This is a genomic window from Pseudomonas sp. Irchel 3E13 (genome assembly GCF_900187455.1).
Classification (GTDB): domain Bacteria; phylum Pseudomonadota; class Gammaproteobacteria; order Pseudomonadales; family Pseudomonadaceae; genus Aquipseudomonas.
Map to the genome: position 1 here is coordinate 148500 of NZ_FYDX01000001.1, position 21752 is coordinate 170251.

Annotated in this window: 19 protein-coding genes; 14 read left to right on the forward strand and 5 right to left on the reverse strand. The window is 67.0% G+C overall.

From position 1 onward, the window contains the following. Positions 1-5 precede the first annotated feature (5 nt). Genes CKW37_RS00615 through CKW37_RS00630 form a run of 4 tightly spaced genes read right to left on the reverse strand, consistent with a single transcriptional unit; the run spans position 6 to position 3345 of the window. Positions 6-425, reverse strand: coding sequence for a MaoC family dehydratase (locus CKW37_RS00615; protein ID WP_095153497.1), 420 nt, complete (start codon positions 423-425; stop codon positions 6-8). After that, positions 397-1524 (reverse strand): acyl-CoA dehydrogenase family protein, encoded by a 1128-nt coding sequence (locus CKW37_RS00620; protein ID WP_095153498.1) that lies wholly within the window; start codon positions 1522-1524, stop codon positions 397-399. Before CKW37_RS00620 ends, CKW37_RS00615 begins: the two co-directional genes overlap by 29 nt. A gap of 6 nt (positions 1525-1530) precedes the next feature. Then, positions 1531-2505, reverse strand: coding sequence for a bifunctional MaoC family dehydratase N-terminal/OB-fold nucleic acid binding domain-containing protein (locus tag CKW37_RS00625; protein ID WP_095153499.1), 975 nt, complete (start codon positions 2503-2505; stop codon positions 1531-1533). Between the two features lie 54 nt (positions 2506-2559). Further along, entirely contained in the window at positions 2560-3345 is a 786-nt protein-coding gene (locus CKW37_RS00630) for an SDR family oxidoreductase (RefSeq protein WP_095153500.1), read from the reverse strand. Positions 3346-3488: 143 nt separating this feature from the next. Here CKW37_RS00630 and CKW37_RS00635 point away from each other — a divergent pair, with 143 nt between their 5' ends. Next, positions 3489-4274 (forward strand): enoyl-CoA hydratase, encoded by a 786-nt coding sequence (locus CKW37_RS00635; RefSeq protein ID WP_095153501.1) that lies wholly within the window; start codon positions 3489-3491, stop codon positions 4272-4274. A 149-nt stretch (positions 4275-4423) separates the two neighbouring features. On the opposite strand, the gene CKW37_RS00640 is transcribed toward CKW37_RS00635, so the two are convergent. Continuing rightward, positions 4424-6118, reverse strand: a complete 1695-nt coding sequence (locus CKW37_RS00640; RefSeq protein WP_095153502.1) for a sulfatase-like hydrolase/transferase — start codon at positions 6116-6118, stop codon at positions 4424-4426. Between the two features lie 395 nt (positions 6119-6513). On the opposite strand from CKW37_RS00640, the gene CKW37_RS00645 reads away from it, so the two are divergent. From CKW37_RS00645 to CKW37_RS00705, 13 genes are read left to right on the forward strand one after another with little or no spacing between them, the layout of a single operon-like run. After that, complete coding sequence (locus CKW37_RS00645; RefSeq protein ID WP_095153503.1) at positions 6514-7866, forward strand: UDP-glucose/GDP-mannose dehydrogenase family protein; 1353 nt, start codon at positions 6514-6516, stop codon at positions 7864-7866. Next, positions 7863-8933, forward strand: coding sequence for an NAD-dependent epimerase (locus tag CKW37_RS00650; RefSeq protein WP_095153504.1), 1071 nt, complete (start codon positions 7863-7865; stop codon positions 8931-8933). Before CKW37_RS00645 ends, CKW37_RS00650 begins: the two co-directional genes overlap by 4 nt. Then, positions 8930-9676, forward strand: a complete 747-nt coding sequence (locus tag CKW37_RS00655) for a sugar transferase (protein ID WP_095153505.1) — start codon at positions 8930-8932, stop codon at positions 9674-9676. Before CKW37_RS00650 ends, CKW37_RS00655 begins: the two co-directional genes overlap by 4 nt. Position 9677: 1 nt before the next feature. Then, a complete protein-coding gene (locus CKW37_RS00660) occupies positions 9678-10325 on the forward strand; it encodes a CpsD/CapB family tyrosine-protein kinase (protein ID WP_095153506.1) in 648 nt (215 codons plus the stop codon). A 30-nt stretch (positions 10326-10355) separates the two neighbouring features. Further along, positions 10356-11375: a polysaccharide biosynthesis/export family protein gene (locus CKW37_RS00665; RefSeq protein ID WP_371864257.1), complete on the forward strand. Its 1020-nt coding sequence runs from the start codon at positions 10356-10358 to the stop codon at positions 11373-11375. Between the two features lie 30 nt (positions 11376-11405). Continuing rightward, positions 11406-12971 carry a lipopolysaccharide biosynthesis protein gene (locus tag CKW37_RS00670; RefSeq protein ID WP_095153508.1) on the forward strand — a complete coding sequence of 522 codons (1566 nt, stop codon included), beginning with the start codon at positions 11406-11408 and terminating at the stop codon, positions 12969-12971. After that, positions 12932-14053 carry a glycosyltransferase family 4 protein gene (locus tag CKW37_RS00675; protein WP_095153509.1) on the forward strand — a complete coding sequence of 374 codons (1122 nt, stop codon included), beginning with the start codon at positions 12932-12934 and terminating at the stop codon, positions 14051-14053. Before CKW37_RS00670 ends, CKW37_RS00675 begins: the two co-directional genes overlap by 40 nt. After that, entirely contained in the window at positions 14050-15420 is a 1371-nt protein-coding gene (locus CKW37_RS00680) for an O-antigen ligase (protein WP_095153510.1), read from the forward strand. The genes CKW37_RS00675 and CKW37_RS00680 overlap by 4 nt, the downstream gene beginning before the upstream one ends. Beyond that, the gene (locus CKW37_RS00685) at positions 15417-16382 is read left to right on the forward strand and encodes a glycosyltransferase family 2 protein (RefSeq protein WP_095153511.1); all 966 of its coding nucleotides are present in this window, start codon (positions 15417-15419) and stop codon (positions 16380-16382) included. The genes CKW37_RS00680 and CKW37_RS00685 overlap by 4 nt, the downstream gene beginning before the upstream one ends. After that, positions 16375-17511, forward strand: a complete 1137-nt coding sequence (locus CKW37_RS00690) for a glycosyltransferase (protein ID WP_095153512.1) — start codon at positions 16375-16377, stop codon at positions 17509-17511. Before CKW37_RS00685 ends, CKW37_RS00690 begins: the two co-directional genes overlap by 8 nt. A gap of 10 nt (positions 17512-17521) precedes the next feature. Then, positions 17522-18517: a polysaccharide deacetylase family protein gene (locus tag CKW37_RS00695; protein WP_095153513.1), complete on the forward strand. Its 996-nt coding sequence runs from the start codon at positions 17522-17524 to the stop codon at positions 18515-18517. Then, positions 18517-19824 carry a lipopolysaccharide biosynthesis protein gene (locus CKW37_RS00700; RefSeq protein WP_095153514.1) on the forward strand — a complete coding sequence of 436 codons (1308 nt, stop codon included), beginning with the start codon at positions 18517-18519 and terminating at the stop codon, positions 19822-19824. The genes CKW37_RS00695 and CKW37_RS00700 overlap by 1 nt, the downstream gene beginning before the upstream one ends. Next, on the forward strand, positions 19821-21746 hold the full coding sequence (locus tag CKW37_RS00705; protein ID WP_095153515.1) for a hypothetical protein: 1926 nt from the start codon (positions 19821-19823) through the stop codon (positions 21744-21746). Before CKW37_RS00700 ends, CKW37_RS00705 begins: the two co-directional genes overlap by 4 nt. Positions 21747-21752 lie beyond the last annotated feature (6 nt).

The following is a 21752-nucleotide window of genomic DNA, read 5'->3' on the forward strand; positions in this document are numbered from 1 at the left end:
GGCTGTCAGGGCAGGACCAGCGCGACCGTGCCGGTCACGTGGTTGCCCATGGAATTCTTGCCGCCAAGGGTCACTTCGACCGTGCGGGTTTCAGGATCGAGGTGGGTCACGCTGCCGCTGAAAGTCATGCAGTCGCCGGGGTAGTTGGGCACCCCGAGCTTGATCTTCAGCGACGCGAAGCGCGCCAGCGGGCCGGCCCAGGCCTCGACGAAGCGCTGCACCAGGCCATTGGTGGTGAGGATGTTCATGAACACGTGGGGCGAGCCCAGTTCACGGGCGGCGTCCAGGTCGTGGTGGCCGGGAAAGTAGTCGCGGGTGGCGATCGCCCCGCCGGCAATCAGCGGCACGGTGATGGGCACCGCCAGCTCCGGCAGCAACTCGCCGGGACGCACGTCTTCAAAGCGCTTGGTGTTCTTCAAGGTCATATTTCCATCCCAGCTTGTCGTTATCGCTCAGCCAGTCGCCGAGACGTTCCAGGCATGCCGCCGATCCGCCGAGGGCAAGGCCCAGGGCGCGGCTCCAGTAGAGAAAACGGTGGATCGGGTAGGTCAGGTCGACACCGATGCCGCCATGCACGTGCTGCGCGACATGGCCGATGCGGTGCCCGGCCTCGCAGGCCAGCCACGCCGTGGCCAGCGCTTCCGACGGCGCCGGCAGCCTGGCGTCAAGGCGGTAACAGAGCTGCCAGAGGCTGCTGCGCAAGGCTTCGAGGGCGATGTGCGCGTCAGCCATGCTCATCTGCACCGCCTGGAAGCTGCCGATGCGCCGTTCGAACTGCTGGCGCTCGCTGACGTACTCGACGGTGCGGCGGATCTGTTCCTGACTGACCCCCAGTTGCAGCGCCGCCTGAGCGGCGATGGCGCGGGATTCCAGCCAGTCCAGGGCGTCCACCGGCAGCAGGTGGCTGACGCTGAGGCCCTCGACCCGCACATCGGCCACCGCCTCGCCGTGGGTCATCACCGCCGGGGTCAGGTGCACGTTGGCTGATTGCAGTTCCAGCAGCATCAGCCGGGGCTGACCATGCAGCAGCACCGGCACCAACGCGGCGCCGGATTGCGCCGCCAGCGGCAAGGCGGCGACGCGGCCATTGACCTGCCAGACGGCGCCGTTGGGCGTGGCCTCCAGCTCGATGCCGCAGGCGGCGTTGATGCCTTCCAGCGACAGGCTCAGCAACGCCTCGCCGCTGGCCGCCCGCTCGATCCAGGCCGGGTAGGCGTCGCTGGCAAAGGTCGCCAGGGTCGCCGCCGCCAATTGATGCCGCCACAGCGGCACCTGGCCCAGGCCACGGCCTTGGGCTTGCAGCACCAGCATCAATTCGGTCATGCCCAGGCCGCTGCCACCCGCGGATTCGGGAATTGCCAAGGCGTGCAGGCCGGTTTCCCGGCACAAGTCCCACAGTGCCGCCATCATCGGTTCGCCGCAGGTGTCCCACTGGCGCATGGCGTCATCGTTGCAGTAATCGACGAACAGGCTGTCGGCCATCTGCTCGATGGCGCGCTGGTCTTCGCTCAATTCGAAATCCATGGGCGCTTACTCCGGCTCGGCCACGGGACGGAACAGCGGCAAGGTCTGCTGTTCGTCGAAGGTCTGGAATTCCACCTGCAGGCGCTGGCCGATCTTCAGTTCGTCGCGCTGCACGCCGGTCAACCCGGCGACCAGGCGCACGCCCTCCTCCAGCTCGATCAGCCCGATGGGGTTGGGGTGATCGAACGGCGGGACTTCCGGGTAGTGCATGACGACGAAGGAATACAGGCTGCCGCGACCGCTGGCCTGCACGGTGTCCCAGTCGAAGCTGTGGCACTGGATGCACACCGGCGCCGGCGGATGGCGCAGGGTCGAACAGGCGGTGCAGCGCTGGATCAGCAGCTTGCCTTCGGCGCAGCCTTCCCAGAAGAACCGGGTGTCGTCGCTCATTCCCGGCAGCGGACGCTTGGGCTTGGCCAGCGCCTCGGCCGGCTTGGCCGCGGGCTGCGGATTGGCCGGGCGGAACTTGAAGACGCGGAACAGCAGCTCGCCCACCGGCTCGTCGCCCTCGGGCTTCTCGACGAAGTGGCTCATCACCAGGGTGACGAAGAAACCGGTGCCCAGGGCGGTGGTCTTCTCGTCGCCCACCGCGTCCAGCCGGGTCGTGTAGTACAGCCGCTCGCCCAGGTGCACCGGGCGCTGGAAGGTCAGTTCCGAGTTCACCGCGACCACCGAGGCGTAGCCGTGTTCCTCGAACAGCTTGAGCACTTCATAGGGGTTTTCGTCGGTGGAGCCCGGCGGATAGTTGTTGGCGTGCAGGCCTTCCATGGTCCACACCTGGAGCATCGCCGGCGGCGCGACGATGCCGTCATGCGGGCCTTGCAGCGCGGCGGCCGGATCGGTGTAAAGCGGGTTCTCCAGGCCCATGATCTCGCACCACTGGCGGATCATCGGCGCGTTGACTTCGTCCCAGGCATACACCCGACCGTATTGGCGCCCCACCAGGGCGCGCACGTTGGACAGCAATTGTGGATCAGCCACAGTCGTCTCCTGCAAAGTGAGGGCGGCCACCGGGTGGCGCCGCCGTGGGGTCGATCAGGTGGGCGTGGCCTGCGCCGCACCGAGGAAAGCCGGTCGCTCGCCGCCGCCGTGCAGCAGCAGGTTGCAACCGCTGGCGTAGCTGGCCAGGGGCGAGGCGATGTACAGGCAGGCGTTGGCGATATCCTCGGCCGCCGCCATGCGTCCGGCGGGAATGCCGGCGCTGACCGCGGCGACGCCGGCCTCACTGCCGTAGTGCAGGTGAGCCTGGTCGGTCAGCACCAGGCCCGGGCTGACGGTGACCACCCGGACCTTGGGCGCCCACTCCACCGCCAGCGAGGTGACCAGGGCCACCACGCCGGCCTTGGCCGCGCCATAGGCGGCGGTGCCCGGCGACGGACGCTGGGCGGCGACGCTGCCGATAAAGACGATGCAGCCACCTGTTTCCTGCGCTTGCATCAGGCGGTTGGCCTGCTGGGCGACGTTGAGCGGCGCGATCAGGTTCAGGCGGATGATGCTTTCGTGAAAACGCGGCGAGGCTGTCGCGGCATCCGCCGCCGGTGCGCCGCCCGCGTTGTTGACCAGCACATCGAGGCGGCCGAAGTCGCGCTGGATGCTGTCGAACAACGCCTGCAACGACTCGCCGTCGCGCACGTCGACGGCGAAAAACACCGCCGTGCGTTCGCCGCTGGCCGGTAGCTGTTCAGGGGCGTTGCGGGCACAGACGATGACCTGCGCACCGGCGTCGAGGAAACCCTGCGCGATACCCGCGCCGATGCCCTTGGTGCCGCCGGTGACCAGTACCACCTTGCCGCTGTAATCAAGACCGCGTTGCTGCCCCATTTCAGGCTCCTTGTTTTGCTGACAAGGCCCACTCTAGGGGCAAAGGCCGGGGCAAACTTCGTCTGAACGGACGATGAATCGACACCCGCGCACGCCCGACACTGCCTGGCAATCCCCCCGGTTTTTCACGCGTGAGAAGGCTTATGTCCGCAACCGATCGTCCCTCCGTACTGCTCGAATTCCCGGCCCCCGGCGTGGCCCTGCTGCGCCTCGACCGACCCCAGGCGAGCAACGCCCTGAGCCTGGAACTGCAGGCATCGCTGTCGCGGCACTTCAGCGAACTGGGGGCCGATCCTGAGGTGCGCTGCATCCTGCTCACCGGCGGCGACAAGGTGTTCGCCGCCGGTGGCGACATCACCAGCATGGCCGGGGTCGGCCCGATCGAGATTCACCAGCGCCATACCGAACGGGTCTGGGCGCCGATCCAGCACTGCCCGAAGCCGGTGATCGCCGCGGTGTGCGGCTATGCCTATGGCGGCGGCTGCGAACTGGCGATGCATGCCGACCTGATCGTCGCCGGGCGCGGGGCGAAATTCTGTCAGCCGGAAATCCGCATCGGCATCATGCCCGGCATCGGCGGCACCCAGCGCCTGGTGCGGGCGGTGGGCAAGGCCAAGGCCATGCGCATGGCCCTGACCGGGCAACCGATCACCGCCGAGGAAGCCTGGGTCGCCGGGCTGGTCAGCGATCTGGTGGAGGACGATCAGGTCCAGGCCCGTGCGCTGGAACTGGCCAACGTCATCGCGGCGATGCCGGCGCTGGCGGCGGAGCAGATCAAGGAGGTGATCCTCGCGGGCATGGATGCGCCGCTGGAGACGGGGCTGGCGCTGGAGAGAAAGGCCAATGCGTTGCTGTTTGCCTCGCAGGACCAGAAGGAAGGGATGGCGGCGTTTATCGAGAAGCGGCCGGCGCGGTTTTTGGGGAGGTGATTGGGGGTTGGCGTGTGCGCTGTGTGCTCGTCGGCAGCGCTTTTGCGTGGTTGAGATCGAGCGCCGCTTGCGCGGCGCATCGCGAGCAAGCTCGCTCCTACGGGGGGGGAGGCGGTGCTCGATTTCAAGGCTCGGAGAAAATGTTGGTTTCACTGCCGACTCCCCAACATTTGGCCATCCGCTGGGACCACCACCTGCCCCAGGTCGATGTGCTTGAACACCGGGCTAGCGCCCAGCCGGGCGTTGAAACGGGTGTTGAAGCTGAACGGGTCTTCGGTCGGTACGCTTAGCGGTTTGCCGTACACCGCTTGCAGCGCGGCGCTGTCGTAGCCGAGCAACTGCAGCAGGGTCGGGAACAGGTTGTAGTGGCTGGAGCGGTTTTTGTTGTCCGCCAGGTGCGCCTGCCAGTCGAGAGTCTTGAGCCCTTCGCCCTGGATCACCAGCAGCGGCACCAACCCCTCCTCCGCCACCGGGTCGCTGTCGCAATGGGTGTTCAGCCCGGGATTGCCGCGCTCGTGCAGGTCCTGGCCATGGTCGGAGGTGTAGATCACCACCGCCTGGCTGAGGTCGGCCTTGGAGAACAGGCGGTTGAAGAATTCGCCGACATTCCACAGCAAGGTGTTGCGGTAGGCGTTGCGGTACAGCACCCAATCCTCTGGCCGCCCGGCGAAGCCGTCGCGCTGGCCGGTGTCGGTGACATCGGTGAACTGCCCGCGGGGCAAGGCCGGGCGGTAGTTCATGAAGGCGTCCGGGTACTTGTCGTGCACCGGAAAGTGCGCGCCCACTTTGTTGACCACGATCAGGTGCGGCGTGCCGTCGGCCAGCAGCTCGGTGAGGGTCGCCGCGACGGCCATGTCGCGCTCCAGCACCGGGGTGTCATCGAACTGGATGAAGCGGTCGATATCGCGTTTTTCCGTGTCGGTCATCAGGTTCTGCAGGTGCCCGCCAGTGCGCTGGGCGTCCACGTACACCGTGGACAACCCGGCCTGGTGGGCGTACTGCCAGATCGACGGCTGGGTCGAGTTGATCCGCAGGTAGTCCGCGCGGGTGCCGCCGTAGCGCAGGGTGACGTTGGTGTCGGCGCTGCAATTGGCGACGGACGCCGCGTAGCCGTAGTTGAAAATGCGCACGCCCGGCTGCGCCTGGGTCAGCGGCGTCTTGACCCCCAGTGGGGTGGTGGTGTCGAGGTAGTTGCCGGCGATGCTCTCGTCGATGATCAGCACGATGTCGCGGGCCAGCGCCGGGCCGCTGCGCGGCAAGCTCACCGGCTCGCGGGCGCCGACATGGTCGTGCAGCGCCTCGTAGGCCATCAGGTTCAGGTAGGCCAGCGGTGTGTACATCACCGGCAGGCCACGGGCGCCTTCGCCGGAACGCACGAAGAGTATGCCGGTGAGCAACAGCAGCCCCAGCACCGGCGCCGTCCACGGCAAGGCCCGCGGCAAGCGCGGTCTGGCGCCGGGGCGCAGGCCGATGCCGAGCAGCAGCAAGAGTCCGCGCAGCAGCGCCTGCATGATCGAGGCGTGGTACTGGGCCACCGCCTCCTGGATAAAGCCACCGGAGTAGACCATCGACAGGAAGGCGCTGTAGGTCAGGTAGCTGTTGGTGATTCGCGTGTAGGCATCGAAGAACACCGCGCTGGCGAAGAACACCAGCGCCAGCCCCCAGCGCAACGCGCCCTGGCGAATATGCGCGGCCGCCAGCAGGGCCAGCGCCAGCAGCACGAACATCCCGCCGTAGAGCACCAGTGCAAGGCCGCCGCCGAGTGCTTGAAAACGCTCGAGGATAGCGGCGTGAAAGCAGGCCAGATAGGCCAGCAACAGCAGGCTCTTGATCGATGCGCGCATGGCAAGGCTCCGTCCGCGAATGGCGAGGTTTCTCGAACGGTAGCCAGCTTGCGATTTTCTTTCCATCTATGGCTTGTCATTTTTATGGCGAGTTTTTGACGCCTGTTTCTACCCCCTCACACTACAGAAATCTGCCCCTTCGACTATCGAACACAATCACAGGAGCCTTCAACCACGCGGCTTTCGACCGTTCATCGCGAAAATCGACAGCCATTGGCCAGCGTCGATTTCGCTAAAGCACGGATTGGAAAAGAGTTGATGGCAAAACGACCTCGCCAACAGGCGCTGTAAGTTAAACGAAACATGCCATTGCTTTGACACTTTTCCGCCAGCCTGCGCTATACCGAAATCACACCGCTGTTTCATCCCCATTACGCCCTGCGAGGCAACCCGGAATGGACGTGAGCGTATTCGGTACAGGTTATGTAGGGCTCGTGCAGGCCGCGGCGCTGGCCGATGTCGGACACCGGGTGCTGTGCGTGGATGTCGATGCGCACAAGATCAGCCAGCTCCGCCAGGGTGTGCCGCCGATCCATGAGCCGGGCCTGTCCGCCATGCTCGAAGACAACATCCGCGACGGTCGCCTGCTGTTCAGCACCCAGTCCAGCGATGCCGTGGCGCATGCCGAACTGGTGTTCATCGCGGTCGGCACACCGCCCGACGAAGACGGCTCCGCCGACCTCTCCCATGTGCTCGGGGTAACCCGGCAGATCGCCGGGCTGATGGAGGCCGATCGCACCCTGATCATCAAGTCCACGGTGCCGGTGGGCACCGCCGACACGGTGGCGCTGCTGGCCCGGGAAGAACTCGACCGGCTCGGCAAACTGACGCTGAAAGTCCGCGTGGTATCCAACCCGGAGTTCCTCAAGGAAGGCAGCGCCCTGGCCGACTGCATGCGCCCCGACCGGATCATCGTCGGCACCTGCGACGCCCAGGCCCAGGACCAGCTCACCGAACTCTACGCGCCCTTCTGCCGCAACCATGAAAAGCTCATGTTCATGGACAACCGCAGCGCCGAGCTGACCAAGTACGCGGCCAACGCCATGCTCGCCACCCGTATCAGTTTCATGAACGAGCTGGCCAACCTCACCGAACGCCTGGGCGCCGACATCGAAGCGGTGCGCAAAGGCATCGGCTCCGACCCGCGCATCGGCTACCACTTCATCTACCCCGGCTGCGGCTTCGGCGGTTCGTGCTTTCCCAAAGACTTGCGCGCCCTGCTGCACACCGCCGAGCACAACGGCATGCCGCTGCGCCTGCTGCAAAGCGTCAGCGAAGTGAACGATGCCCAGCGGCAAATTCTCTTCAGCAAACTCAAGCAGCACTTTCCCGGCAGCCTCAAGGGCAAGTCGGTGGCGCTCTGGGGCCTGGCGTTCAAGCCCAACACCGACGACATGCGCGAAGCGCCGAGCCGCTACCTGATGGAAGCGCTGTGGGCCGAAGGCGCCACCGTGCATGCCTTCGACCCGGAAGCCATGGCCGAATGCCGGCGCCTCTACGGCTACCGCAACGACCTGAAACTCTGCGCCACCCGCGACGACACCCTGGAAGACGCCGACGCCCTGGTGATCTGCACCGAGTGGAAGAACTTTCGCGTGGTGGACTTCACCCTGCTGGCGAAGAAACTGCGCCAGCGCCTGATCGTCGACGGCCGCAACCTGTACAACCCCGACCAAGTGGCGACCTTCGGCCTGGACTACTGCGGCATCGGCCTGCGCCATGTCGATCCGGAAGTGCCCGCGCCATGAAAGTCCTGGTCACCGGCGCGGCCGGTTTCATCGGCGCCCATTGCGTCCTGCGGCTGTTGCGCGACGGCTACCAGGTGCTTGGCCTGGACAACTTCAATGGCTATTACGACCCGACCCTCAAGCATCAACGGGTCGGCTGGGTACGCCAGCAGGCCGGGCACTTTCCGTTGCAGCGCATCGAGCTGGCCGACGCCAGCGCGCTGGACGCGCTGTTCGCCCGCGAGCGCCCCGACGTGGTCCTGCACCTGGCCGCCCAGGCCGGGGTGCGCTACTCGCTGGAGAATCCGCGGGCCTACCTCGACAGCAACCTCAGCGGCTTTCTCAACATTCTCGAAAGCTGCCGCCGCCACCCGGTGCAACACCTGCTGTACGCCTCGTCCAGCTCGGTGTATGGCGCCAACCAGCACACGCCTTATTCGGTACGCGATGCGGTGGACCACCCGCTGTCGCTGTACGCCGCGACCAAGAAAGCCAATGAAGCCATGGCCCACTGCTACAGCCACCTGTACGGCATTCCGGCCACCGGCTTGCGCTTCTTCACCGTCTACGGTCCCTGGGGTCGTCCGGACATGTCGCCGGTGCAGTTCGCCAGCGCCATCGTCGAAGGCCGCCCGCTGCGCCTGTTCAACCATGGCCAACACCAACGTGATTTCACCTACATCGACGACATCGTCGAAAGCCTGGTGCGGCTGATTCCCCTGGCGCCACAGGCCAACCCGGGCTGGGACGCGATGACCCCGGACCCCGCCAGCAGCCACGCGCCCTGGCGCCTGTACAACATCGGCGGGCAACGCCCGGTGGCGCTGCTGGACTACGTCGCGCTGCTGGAAAAACACCTCGGCCGCCGCGCCGCCATCGAGTTGCTGCCGCTGCAGCCCGGCGACGTGCTGGACACCTGCGCCGACGCCAGCGACCTGGCCCACGCCACCGGTTTCACCCCGCTGATTTCCCTCGACGAGGGCCTCGGACGCTTTGCCGCCTGGTTCCTCGATCACCACCTGCCGCTGCACGGGACGCCAGCGCAGATCCACCGGGCGTCGCCCGACGAGCAACGGAGGTCGCTATGACCGGACAACCGAAAAGCGCGCAGATCCAGGCGCTGAGCCAGGACAAACGCATGGACCCCAAACACCGCATGCGCATCGACTCGGCGGTCCACAAACAGGGCCGCGGCTGGTTCACCGGCCGCCTCGGCGGTCGCCCCTGGACGCTGTCGCGGACCAACCGCTGGGTCGCCGCCGGCGGCGCCTCGCTGCTGATCGTGCTGCTGGCGCCGCTGCTGGTGGGCCTGGCCGTGGCCGTCAAGGCGAGTGGCCCGGGGCCGGTGTTCTTCGTGCAGAAGCGCACCGGCTACCGGGGCCGCAATTTCGGCATGTTCAAGTTCCGCACCATGGTCGCCGACGCGGAGGCGCGGAAGGAGTCGCTGCGCCACCTCAACAAGCACGGCGCCCAGTCCATCGACTTCAAGATCGACGATGACCCGCGGGTAACCCCGATCGGCCGCTGGCTACGGCGCAGCAGCCTGGACGAGCTACCCAACCTGTTCAACGTAGTGCTCGGCGACATGCGCCTGGTCGGCCCCCGGCCCACCTCGTTCAACGCCTACCGCTACAAGGACAACCACCTCGCGCGCCTGAGCATCTACCCGGGCATGACCGGCCTCTGGCAGATCTCCGGGCGCAGCGACATCGACTTCGACCAGCGGGTCGAACTGGACCTGAGCTACATCGCCGAACAGAGCCTGAGCCTGGACCTGAAAATCCTGCTCAAGACCCCCTTCAAAGTCTTCAGTGGCCACGGAGCAAGTTGAGATGGACGGTTCTACTTCAAGAAGCATGAGCATCGCTGTTCCCAGCGAAACCAACCTCACCTCCACCGTGCTCGACCCGGCGCAGCGCGTCCTGTTGCTGACCGCCGCCAACAGCGGCAGCGGCACCAGCACCAGCGCGCTGGCGTTCGCCAGCCAACTGGCCCTGATGAGCGGTGGAACGGTGCTGCTGATCGACGGCAGCAACGGCCCCAACACCCTCAGTCAGCAACTGGGCCTGAACAAGCTGCGGGGTTTTCACGACCTGCTGTTCGACGACCAGACACCGCCACTGGCCCAGGACTGCATCGTGCGCCTGTCCGACCAGCGCTTCGACGTGCTGCCCGGCGGCCTGCATGACCGCGGTGGCGAACGCCTCGACCCGGAACTGCTGCGCGCGCTGCTGCACACGCTGGCGGCCGAGTACCGCTTCGTGGTGATCGACGGCGAAGCGGTCTACGCCGGTGCCGACAGCCTGGTGATGGGCCCGCTGGTGGACGGCGTGATCCTGGTGATCAACGCCGACGACACCCGCCGCGAAGTGGCCCAGGCCGCCAGCCAGCGCCTGGTCCAGGCCGGCGCGCGGCTGATCGGCAGCGTCTTCAACCGGCGCCGCTACTACATGCCCAAGTGGCTCTACAACAACCTTTGAGCCGACCGTGCGAGGGAAACACTCATGAAAATGCCCTTGATCGCCCTGTTCGCGCTATTGCCACTGGCGGCCTGCACCACCCAGCAGGACGCCCGGACGATGCCGGTACAGATCCTCACCGCCGCGCCGGCCAACGCCCAGGACACCGAGCTTTCCAGCAAGGAACAGGTCTTGCGTCCGCAGGACGTGCTGGATGTGATCTTCCACATCAGCACCAGCGGCTCCGATGCCTACCGTATCCAGTCCGGTGACACCATCGGCCTGAGCTTCCTCTCCGCCAGCTCGCTCAACGGCAACCAGTTGGTGCTGCCCGACGGGCGCATCGAACTGCCGGCGGCCAACACCTCGGTGAACGTCGCCGGCATGACCCCCGAGCAGGCCCGGGCCGCGATCCAGCAGGCCTACCGCAACAAGAGCCTGTTCCAGCCCAACCGCGACCAGCTCACGGTGCAGGTGCTGAGCCCGCTGACCAACGAGCAGAACCTGAAAAGCGCGCTGAACCACCCGGCCACCGGCATGAGCCGCGAGATCACCGTGGGCAGCGACGGCCACGCCAACTTTCCGGAAGTCGGCTCGGTCGCCCTGCAAGGCATGACCGTGACCCAGTTGGAGACGTACCTGAACAAGCGCTACGCCGACCTGCCGGGGCGCATGAGTGTCGATGTGATGCTCAAGTCCACCGCGGTCAACGAAATCTACGTGCTGGGTGAAGTCGGCCAGCCCGGCGCCTACCCGATCCGTCGCCCGGTCTCGGTGCTCGAAGCCCTGACCCTGGCTCGCGGGCCGAGCATCAAGGCGCGGCTGGACTCGGTGGTGATCATGCGGCGCAACGGCAATCAGGTGCAGGCCATGCCCTACAACGTGGACAAAGCGCTGGACGCCAGCGCCGCGCAGGTCGCCTACCTGCAACCGGACGACATGCTCTACGTGCCCAAGACCAAGCTGGCCAGCGCCGGCGAACTGGCCCGGCAACTGGCTGACGTCGTGCTGTTCCAGGGCGTGGGGTTCAGCTTCGGCTACCGCGTCGACAACAAAGGCAGCGACAACTGACCTCGGGGGTATCGCGTGATGAATCAGCTCATGAATCCCAAAGAGAACTACCTGCACGAATTTTTCCGGATCTTCTACGCCAACCGGCAGTGGGTGAAACGGATCTTCCTCGCCTTCGCGGTGATCGCCCTGCTGCTGCCGCTGATGTTGCGCCAGAGCTACGACATTGGCGCCGAAGTCATCGTGCAATCGAAAAAGCTGTCGCAGAGCGACACCAACACCGCCCTCGCCCAGGAAACCGACAAGTTCATCCCGCCGTCGCTGGCGGACATGGAAACCGAGAGCAATATCCTTCGCTCGCCGACGCTGATTCGCCAGACCATCAGCCAGTTGCGTGAGGAAGGCCGCTATCAGGTCGAGCCCGGCGTGGTGGACAAACTGCTGTTCCATCCGCTGCGCGCCTATGTGCTCGATCCGCTGCGCTCGGCGCTGGGCAACAAGGTCGAATCGGCCCGCGACACCGAGCTGGATGCCCTTACCGAACAGGCCACCAAGAACCTCAAGGTCGAGACCTTGCCCGGCTCCAACGTGATCTCGGTGACCTACAGCTTCGGCGACGCGGCCCAGGGCACGGCGTTCGTCAGCCAGTTGCTGGACAACTACCTGAAAAACCGCCAGGACCTGCAATCCAACGAGCTGCCGCAGTCCTTCTATGAACAGAAGAAACTGCAATACCAGGCCCGCCTCGACGACCTCGAAAGCAAACGCCTCAGCCTGCTGGAAACCGCCGGCTCGTCCGATCCGAAGGAAGAAATCACCTTCCGCCTGAACGCCATCAACACCGAGGAACAGGCGCTCAACCAATACCGTGACCGCCTGCTGCAAAGCCAGCGCTGGCTGGACTACCTGAAGTCGGCGCTGAGCGCCGCCAACAGCGCGAAGATGAACGACTACAGCTTCCCGTTCACCTTCACCACCACCGTCGACAACGTGGCCTTCGAAGACCGCGAGATCAAACAACTGGGCGAGCAAATGACCACCCAGGTGTCGCGCTACGGCAACGACCTGGCGGTGTTCCAGCCCAACAGCGAACCGATGCAGTTGCAGCGCGAGCAAATCTCCCGCAGCCGCCAGCAGTTCCTCAAGGTGGTGGACAACCGCATCCGCGAACGGGAAAAAGACCTGACCGTGGTGCAGGAAGTGATCGCCCAGAAAACCCAGCGTATCGGCGAGTTCAAAGGGCGCATCCACCAGTTGCAGGAGACCATGAGCAAGGCCCGTCAGCTCGACACCGAGATCGACGCCCTGCACAAAGCCTTCTTCACCTACACCCAGCGCTACGAAGAAAGCCGCGGCCAGGGCCAACTGGACAACCTGTCCAACGCGCGGATTCTCAGCGCGCCGTACCAGCCCACCGAAGCAGCCTTCCCGCGGCCGATGCTGATCATCCCGTTCGGCCTGCTCACCGGCCTGCTGCTGGCGATTGCCCTGGTTTATGTCCGCGAGTTCTTCGACCACCGCTTCAAGCATCCAGCGCAAATCGGCCACGAACTGGGCCTGCCCGTGCTGCTGGTGATCAACGACCAGACCCCGGAGCAATCCAACCCGCACAAACAATGGACGCTGCCACGGCTGTGGCACTGGGTGCGCAATTGAACGCCCCGGCCCCGCGCCAGCCGATCATCCACCTGCTCAACAGCGGTGGATTCTACGGCGCCGAGCGCATGCTGCTGGATCATTGCCTGGCCACCCCCGGTCAGCATCGGGTGCTGTTTCTCGATGCACCGCCCGAACTGCTGGCGCGTTTTCGCGCCGCCGGGGTGGACTGTCAGTGCCGCGCGGGGCTGGTGCAACCGCTGCTGTACCTGCGCGAGCAGCACGGCCAGCGGCCACTGCTCAATGCGCACAATTTCAAGGGCCTGCTGCTCGGCTGGCTGGCGGCGTGCCTGTGGCGCCTGCCGCTGGTGGCGACCCAGCACGGCTTTACCCCGCGCAACCTCAAACAGCGTTTCTACACCTGGCTGACCCTGCAACTGTGCCGCACCGCCGTGGTCAGCCAGGTGGTCTGCGTGGCCGAGAGCATCGCGCGCATCCTGCGCCGTGCCGGGGTCGCGACGCAGAAGATCCGGGTGATCCCCAACGGCCTGCCGGAGGCATCCGGCCAGACGCCGCGGGTTGCCCGCGCGGGCGAGTGGCTGGCCGGTTATGTCGGGCGCCTGAGCAGTGAAAAAGGCCCGGACCTGTTTCTCGACACGCTGATTCCGCTGTGCCGGCGCTACCCGCACGTGAACGCGGTGATGCTCGGCGACGGTCCGGAACGTGCCGCCCTGCAAGCCCGCATCAGCGCCGCCGGGCTGCTGGAGCGGATTCGCCTGCCGGGCTTCCAGCACGACATGCGGCCGTGGATGAGCCGCCTTGATGCGCTGGTCATCAGCTCGCGCACCGAGGGCACGCCGATGATCCTGCTGGAAGCCATGCAGGACGGCGTGCCGGTGGTGGCCTTCGGCGTCGGCGGCATTCCCGATGTCATCGAACACGGGCGCAGCGGCCTGCTGGCCGCGCCGCTGGCCGTGGACGAGCTGGCCGCGCAACTGAGCGCCCTGATCGACGACCCGGCCCAGGCCAGTGAACTCACCGCCCAGGCTCGCCACACCCAACGCGAACGCTACCACCTGCCTACCCTGGCGCAACGCTGGGCCCAGGTTTACCTGGGCGCCGCAACGGAGGTCCGCGCATGATCCTGCCCCTTTCGCTGGTCGGCCTGTTCGGCCTGCTGGCCCTGATCCTGCTAGTCAGTCCCTGGCCGTACCTGGCGCCCGGCGCGGTCGCCGCGCTGGGCGGCCTGCTCCTGCTGTACCGGCGTCCGGCCTGGGGCCTGCTGGCGATCATCGCCCTGGTGCCTTTCGAGGGCCTGTTCAAGGACAGCGACTTGTCCGCCGCCAAGCTGATCGGCGCCGGCCTGATCCTGGTGCTGAGCCTGCAACTGGCCAGCGGCCAACTTAAAGGCGAGCGCCTGCGCAGCAACCTCTGGCCGCTGCTGGTCGCCTTCCTCGCCTGTTACGGGTTGAGCTTCTGGGCCAGCGAAAGCCTGCTGATGTCGGCCCAGCACCTGCGCGAACTGTCGATCGGCCTGCTGCTGTTCGTCATGACCCTGCTGATCGGTCGCGAACTGAACCTCGCCTGGCTGGCCCGGCTGGTCTGCCTCAGCGTCGCCGCCACCTGCGTGATGGCGATGTTCTCCAGCAAATACCAGGACCAGGGCCGCGCCTCCGGCCTGCTCGACGACCCCAACGTGTTCGCCCTGCTGATCGCCTTCGCCGTGCCGCTGGCGATCTGGCTGCTGCTCAACAGCCCGAGCCTGCGCCAACGGCTGCTGTGGCTGGCCTGCACCGGCCTGCTGCTGGCCGGCATGACCAAGACCGAATCGCGCTCCGGGCTGGTGGTGCTGCTGATCAGCCTCGGTATCGGCCTCTACCACTACCGGGTGCAACTCACCCGCCTGCGCCCGCGCCACCTCGGCGTGCTGATGCTGGCCCTGGCCCTGCTGCTGCCGGTTGCGGCGGCGGTGATGCCGGCCAGCTACATCGAGCGCATCCAGTCACTGAGCGTGCTCAAGTCCGGGGTCAATGCCCACGAGGACGACTCGCTGGGGCGCCGTGCGTCGTACATCGTGGTCGGCGGCAAGATGATCCGCGAAAACCCGCTGCTCGGTTCCGGCCCCGGCACCTTTCCCCTGCACTACGCCACCACCGGCTACGCCAAGGCGTTTTCCGCCAACCGCAAGGTCACCGACCTCTACCGGCGGGCGCACAACACTTACCTGGAGCTGTTCAGCGAAGTCGGCATTCCCGGCGGCGTGTTGTTTGTCGGCATGATCGCCCTGGCCCTGCGCAACCTGTGGAGCGCCCGCGCCGCCTGGCTGCAACAACATGACGTGGCCCGCGCCGACCTGCTCACCCACCTGTGCATGAGCCTGCTGTCGCTGGGCCTGTTTTTGATGTTCCTCAGCGCGCCGAACCACAAATACCTGTGGATCATGCTGGGGTTGTCCTGGGTCTTGCGCAGCCAGGCCCAAGCCGCTGGCCGGCTGGAGCCGCGGCCATGAACCGGGTCGCCATCGTCATCCCGATGTTCAACGAGGCCCGGCACATCGGCCGGACCCTCGCCGCCGCCCAGCGCGCGGCGAGCGAAGCCGGGATCGACTGCGAGCTGATCGTGGTCGACAACGGCTCCAGCGACGATAGCCCACAGATCGCCCGCGCCCTCGGTGCGCGGGTGCTGAGCCTGCCGGGCCTGAGCATCGGCGCCCTGCGCAACCGTGGCGCGGCCGCCTGCGCGGGGGACTGGCTGGCGTTTCTCGACGCCGATATCGAAGTCCCGGACAACTGGCTCCGGCGCCTGCTCGACGCCCATGCCCAGGGGCTGGGCGATGTCTTCGCGCTGGATTGCGACACCCCGCACCAGGCACCGTGGTTCGCCAGCGCCTGGCAGCGGCGCACGTTGCGCGCCGGTGAGTTGATGCACCGCCAGCAATGGCTGCCCAGCCCCAACCTGCTGATGCCTCGGCACTGGTTCGACACCGTTGGCGGCTTCAACGAAAGCCTGCGCAGCGGCGAGGACAAGGATTTCACCCTGCGCCTGAGCGAGGCCGGCGCACGCCTGCTGGTGCTGCGCGAACCGGTGGTCCTGCATTGGGGTTACGAATGCACCTGGAAAGAATGGCTGGGCAAGGAAATGTGGCGCCAGAGCAGTCACCTGCAATTGCTCCGCAGCAACGGCGCGAGCCTGCGCCTGCTGCGCTTTCCGGCGCTGTCCATGGGCGCCTGGGTGCTTGATGCCATGGCCCTGTCGGCGCTGCTCGACGGTTTCCCGCACCTGACCCTGCTGCTGGTGCTCGCCGCCAGCCTGCCGGCCCTGGCCCTGAGCCTGCGGCAGAGCCTGAAGCACCGCGAGCCGACGCTGATCCTGCAACTCTGGGGGCTGCACTTTATCCGGCTGCACCTGGCCGGCATGGCGTTCGTCCTGAGCCTATTCAACTTCACCGCAAGGAGGCCAGCCCGTGGCTGAGTTCATCTTCTGGCTGTGCCTGCTGTTGCCACTCTATGCCTGGCTCGGCTATCCGCTGCTGTTGAGTCTCGCCGCGCCGTTCTGCGCGCGCCGTGAACCGGGCCCGCACGTGCCGCTGTCGGTCAGCGTGGTGATTGCCGCGCACAACGAACAACGGCATATCGAACAGAAACTGCGCAGCGTGCTGAACCAGGACTACGCGGCCGCGGCCTTGCAGATCGTCCTCGCCAGCGACGGCTCCAACGACCGCACCGTGGCCTGCGCCCGGGCGGTCAGCGACCCACGCATCCAGGTGCTGGACCTGCCGCGCCTGGGCAAGGCCGCGGCGTTGAACCGCGCAGTCAGCCTGTGCCAGGACGAGGTGCTGGTGTTCACCGACGCCGACAACCAGTGGGCCGACGACACCCTGCGCCACTTGCTGCTGCCGCTGGCAACTCCGGGGGTCGGCGGGAGCGCCGGGCAGATGATCATCCCCCGGCCGGGCAAGGGCCTGAGCCTGGGCGACAGCCTCTACCGGCACTTCGAGGCCTGGGTGCGCCGGGTCGAGAACCGCACCGGCTGCATGGTTTCCGCCGACGGCGCCTTGCTCGCCCTTCGGCGGGAGCTGTTCCAGGCGATTCCGCCGCAGGTCAACGACGACTTTTTTATCAGCACCTGCGCCCCGGCGGCGGGCCAGCGACTGGTCTATGTGCCCGAGGCGGTGGTGCTGGATTACGGCGTGGACGAGGCCGGCAAACAGTTTCGCCGGCGCCAGCGGGTCACCGTCGGCGGCCTGCAAAGCCTGGCCGCGCGGCGGTCACTGCTCAACCCGCTGCGCCACGGCCTGTACGCCATCGCCCTGATCAGCCACAAGCTGCTGCGCCGGCTGGCCCCGGTGCTGTTGCTGCCGCTGCTGCTGAGCAACCTCTGGCTGCTGGACGACGGCGCGTTCTACCGCTGGACCTGCAGCATGCAACTGCTCGGCTACGCCGTGGCGCTGGTCGGCCTGCTCGATGCCGGGCACCGCTTGCCGAAACCGTTTCGCCTGGCCGCGTACGTGTTGGTGACGCTGGCCGGCATGAGTGTCGGCCTGTGGCAGTTCCTGCGCGGGCACAGTTATCAGCAATGGAACCCCGACCAGAACCGCTGAGGGATCGACCATGCCGATCAAGACCACCATCAAGCGTGCCAGCGGCTGGATCTACCTGAACTCCCCGGTAGGTCGCCGGCAGTTGCACGGCGCCGGGCTGATCCTGATGCTGCACCGGGTGCTGGCCGATGATCGCGCCGCCGAACTGCCGCACCGCAACGAATTGTGCGTCGGCCCGCTGGCGTTCGAACGGCTGCTGCGCTGGCTGCGCCAGCACTTCGATTGCCTGCCGCTGCTGGACCTGTTGCAAGGCCACGGCGGCAATCGGCCACGGGTGGCCTTGACCTTCGACGACGGCTGGCGCGACAACGCCCTGCACGCCTTTCCGCTGCTGGCGAAATACCAGGTGCCGGCGAGCATCTTTCTTTCCACCGACTACATCGGCAGCCGCCAGCGCTTCTGGTGGGAAAGCCTCGGCGAGACGCTCTGGGGCAGCCACGGCGAAGCGCCGCGGCACCTGCTGATCGAGCAACTGCGGCGGGTCGGCCGGCCACTGCCCGCCGCCTACTTCATGAACGAAGCGCCTCGTGCCCGCAGCCTGGCCCTGGCGCGCTACCTGCAAAGCCTGAAAACCCTGGCGCCGCAGGCCCTGCACCTGCTCACCGACGCTTGCCCGCCGGAATCGCTGCCCCAGGCCCTCGACTGGCAACAGGTGCGGCAACTGGAAGACTCCGGCCTGATCAGCTTCGGCCCCCATGGCGCCAGTCACGCGCTGTTGCCCGGCCTCGACGACCGCCGCCTGGAAGAAGAACTGCTGCGCAGTCACCGCGCCCTGCTCAACGGCTGCCGCAACCCGCTGCCGGTGTACTGCTACCCCAACGGCGACCACGACTTGCGCGTGCGCCAGCGCCTGGCGGCGCACCGTTATCCGTGGGCACTGAGCACCCGCGCCGGGCTGTGCCAGGACAGCGACGATCCGCTGGCCCTGCCGCGCATCGGCGTCAGCCAGCGCAACGCCAGCCGGCCGTCGCTGCTGGCCTGGCGCATCAGCCGTGGAGGTCACTGATGAGCCGTCCCGCCTATGTGCGCCACTTGCTGCTGAGCATGGGCACGCGGCTGGCGATGATCGCCCTGCGCCTGCTGCGTAATGTGCTGCTGGCGCGGCTGCTCGGCCCCAGCGAACGCGGCCTGTTCGCCCTGCTCAGCAGCCTGCCGGACCTGATCGCCGCGGCCACCAGCGGCGGCCTCAACAGCGCCATCGGTTATCAGGCGGCGCAGCAGCGCAACGTCGGCCTGCTGCTGACCCAGGTGCTGGTTTACGGTTGCCTGCTGGCCGCCTTGCTGACCCTGATCTGCCTCGCCGCGCTGCGCGGCTTCGGCATCGAACTGGCCGTCAGCCAGCAACTCGGCCTGCTGGCCTGGCTGCTGTTGCTGGCGGTGCCGCTGAGCGTGCTGAAGAGCGGCCTGCTGACGCTGCACAACGCCACCGGTGGCGTCGGCGCCTTCAACGCCCTGCGCCTGAGCGAATCATTGGCGCCGCTGCTGCTGTTCCTCGTCTTCTATGCGCTGTGGCCTGAAGCGGCGCTGTCGGCGGCGCTGGCCAGTTGGCTGCTGGGGCTGGGCCTGGTGGTGCTGCTGGGGCTGGTCTGGCTGCGGCGCAGTCATCCGTTGCGGCTGTGCTGGGACCGCGCCGGCCAGCGTGAACTGCTCGCCTACAGCGCCAAGAGCCACCCGGACCTGCTGTTCCAGCAGGTGATCCTGCGCTCGGATTATCTGTTTATCAGCGCCCTGCTCGGCAGCGCCGCCCTCGGTCACTACGCCATGGCCAGCGCCGCCGCCGAACTGCTGCTGATCGTCCCGGAAGCGGTGACCACGCCGCTGATGAAGCGCCTGCTGCAACAGGACGCCGGCATCGACAAACTGACCCCGCTGGCCCTGCGCCTGACTGCCACGGTGATGCTCGGCGCCTGCCTGAGCATGGCGCTGGTGGGCGAATGGCTGATCGTCACCCTGTTCGGCGCCGAGTACCAACCGGCCTACCCGGCGCTGCTCGGCTTGCTGCCGGGGCTTTTCGGCCTGTGCTACGCGAGCATCCTGCGCCTCGACCTGCTGGGCAAGAACCGCCCCGGCAGCGTGTCGCTGATGATGGGCGCCGGGGCCGCGCTGAACCTGCTGCTCAACGTACTGCTGATCCCGCGCTGGGGCATCGTCGGCGCGGCGATGGCGTCGTCCATCGCCTACCTCGCCGTGACCCTGGCGATGCTGGTGCTGTATTGCCGGCTCAGCGGCGTGGCCTGTTGGCGCACGCTGTTTATCCTGCCCGGCGACCTGCTGCCGCTGTGGCGCATGTTGCCCGGTCGGGTGGCCGGATGAACGCCGTGCGCCTGCTTATCGGCCTGATGCTGTTCAGCGGCGCGGCCGGCGCTGCCGAACTGCGCTGGCCGGATATCCGCGACGGCAGCCTGTACCTGACCCCGGCCCGCGCCGATCAGTTGCGCCTCGACTGGGTCGGCGCCTGGCAGGCCGATGCCAATCCTGAGCAGGTGTTTCTTCTCGACGGCCAGGGCCGCCTGACCGCGCGCCGCGATATTGCCGCCACCGAGGCCCGCGGTGAGCAGCAATGGCCGTTGGCGGTCGGCCACGGCAGCTATCGGCTGGAGATTCCCGGCTACAGTTTCCGCCGCTACCGGCCCGCGTTCAGCGACAGCACCCGCGCCCAGTTCGCCCCGGCGCGGGTGCATGTGAGCCTGCAAGTGGAGGCCGGGACGCAGTTGTACTTCCGCGTGGCCGCCGGCGAGCAGGCGATTCTCGCCGGCAAGTACCACGGCGGCGTCAGCGGCTTGCGCGCCGTGCGCCTGGACGACGACCAGGCGCTGAGCCTGAACCTGGTGGCGCAACCGGCCTACTGGCAATACGAAGAAGTCACCCTGCCGGTCAGCCCGAAACCGCAAATCTGGCGCCTGGAACTGCAAGGCCGCGGCAAGGCGGCGTTCTGGCTGGACGGCACGGCCAACCTGTTCGCCGGCCGCGTCGCCGACCTTGGCCCGCTCGATGAACAACCCGGCACGGTGAACCTGCGCCTTGGCCAGCAGCGCCTGGGCCCGACGGCAAAACTCGGGCTGAACCTGCCCTACCTGCTGCCGCCCGAAGCCAGCCACCCGATACTCGATGCCCTGAGACCACGGGCGGCGGGTTTCTACAGTTTCGTCGACGTGCTGGCCCGGCAGCCGGACTACGAGACCGCCTTCCGCCGCCTGTACCGCGAGCGCTTCGCCATTCAGGACGACATCACCCTGCTGGCCGCCACCGGCCGCCGCGCCGACCTGAGCGACGACGCCACCAGCCGCCAGGGCCTGCAAGCCTGGCTGGCGGCCAGTGTCGCGCTGGGTGGCGCGGGCCGGCACTACCTGGCGTTTGCCGACGAGCCGAACCTGAATTACTCCCGCTTCGAGGATTTCCGCGCGTTCTTCCAGCAACGCCTGCAACAGGTCGAAGACTACGCCGGCGCCCGCGAAGCCGGGGTGCGCATCGCCATGCCGGCCAGCTCGCGGCTGGTCAACGGCGCGTTGGCCGAGCACAGCGCCGAGCGTCGCGGGCTGGATTGGGCGCGGCGTCTGCTGGAGGAATTCGGCCCGCGTATCGATGCGCTGGCCTGGCACGAATGGATGGTCCGCGACCTGCTGGCGACCCGCGTCTACCGCGACAACGTGCGCCAGGCCGCCGCGCTGGTGGGCCTCGATGAGCGTGGCCGGCCGCGCAAGGCGCTGCTGCTGGACCAGACCAACCTGTCGCCCGGTTCGACCCTGAGCCTCTACGAGCAAAACGGCCATTACGCCGCGCTGTGGTGGGCCTCGGTGGCGATCAACGCCAGCGCCGACGGCCTGCTGGACATGCTCAACTGGTTTCAGGCCGCCGACGAACCCGAGTACCCCAAGGGCATGCTGCAAGTGCTCGACCCGCAGCGTTTCGTGCTCAAGCCGGTCGGCCTGGCCCAGCAGTTCATCCAGCAGCACTGGCTGGACGAGGTGCTGCGCCTGGACAACGACGCCTTCGAGGTCGATGCCCTGGCCATGGCCCGCGGCCCCGCCCGCAGCGTGCTCGGCGTGAACAAGGGCGAGCGCACCCAGCGGGTGCGTTTCGCCACCGCTGCCGCGCGCTGCCCGGCCAATCCACTGTTGACCCTTTTCGGGCCCGATCACCAGCCACGCAAGGCCAATCTGGTCTGTCGCGATGGCCGGCTCGGGTTCGATCTGCCAGGACAAACACTGTTTGCCCTGAGCTGGAGCGCGTCGTGATCCGCG